Source organism: Streptococcus sp. GMD4S (genome assembly GCF_000296955.1).
Genome location: NZ_AJRE01000516.1, coordinates 1 through 1165 on the forward strand (window position 1 = coordinate 1; position 1165 = coordinate 1165).

Annotated in this window: 1 protein-coding gene; it reads right to left on the reverse strand. The window is 34.9% G+C overall.

What is annotated here, in order from left to right:
• Nucleotides 1–207 precede the first annotated feature (207 nt).
• On the reverse strand, nt 208–1020 hold the full coding sequence (locus GMD4S_RS12245; protein WP_000254441.1) for a replication initiation protein: 813 nt from the start codon (nt 1018–1020) through the stop codon (nt 208–210).
• Nucleotides 1021–1165 lie beyond the last annotated feature (145 nt).

Genomic DNA, 1165 nt, shown 5'->3' on the forward strand with positions numbered 1-1165 from the left:
TTCGTTGTAAATCAAGCAATATCAAGGAGTTACAACAACATTTTTTACAAAATATGTTTCTCATCCTAGAAAATAATTAACCACCTCAGCGCAATATTGCTATAAAGCTAGTAGCACCAATGAGTTAACGAACTCTTTTTCAATCTCTATCTTTCTCAAAGAAAAAAGGCTGCATACGCAAGCCTCAATTTTTAATATAAGTTCAAATTACAAAAAATCATAGATGTCTGTCTGATGTGATGCTTTCTCTGCCTCTATGATTACATCTGCAGTGGTTGGCATCCGTCTATCCCTAATTACCATCTCATACCCGATAACTTTTCGTCCTTTTTTTACAGTTGTTAAATCTATATCAGCGTTGAATTTCATTTCTAATTCTTCGCATGCCACCATTAGAGCGTTCCTCTTAAACAAACCTGCAGGCCATGACTTCTCTTCACCCAAGAACCAATCTTGCCACTCCTCTAAACTTCCCTTAATGGTTGTATATTCTCGATTTCCTAAGCGATATGCTTCCCAAAGTTTCATCAAGATCAAAGAATACTTTGATTTCACATTTCCTAACTCATCCAAATGGAAAGAGTAGTAGTTTCTTTTCAACTCAAAAACTAAAGGTCCAGCATCTTCAGAGAATTTGAACTCTACAAGGCCATCCTCGATAAATCTTATTCTGCTGAAAAGTTGAGTCATGATTATTGAACGTCTACCGTCAGGCAATGTTTCAGGGATATATAGGGCTGTATTCTCGTTAAGTCTCGAAAAAGCTTCTGCAATCCGTCTATAATTCTGACCGTTTTTAGTTAATCCAAAGTGCTTCATAATGTCAAGGCTATGAACCGTAAAGACATCACCGACTCTACTATCTTTCGTTACAGATGAAAAACAGTAGTCTAAAACCTTGTGTTCAAAAGCTTTTAAATTACCAAAAGCTTTGGCCAAGTCATTCGCCTGGACAACTAAATAATTTTGACGAGAAGCTAGTTCTTCATAGATTTTACTGGATTTTCTATTTGATACCATCTTGTTTACCTTTTACTATGTTTCCTATTATGCTATATTCTATCAATTTTTAATTTTATAGTCAATAATGGGGTACAAAATAGTCAATAATGGGGTACAAAATAGTCAATAATGGGGTACAAAATAGTCAATAATGGGGTACAAA

Excerpts from the sequence above, each read along its gene's own strand:
- GMD4S_RS12245 (WP_000254441.1), bottom strand. The coding sequence starts at position 1,020 with ATGGTATCAAATAGAAAATCCAGTAAAATCTATGAAGAACTAGCTTCT.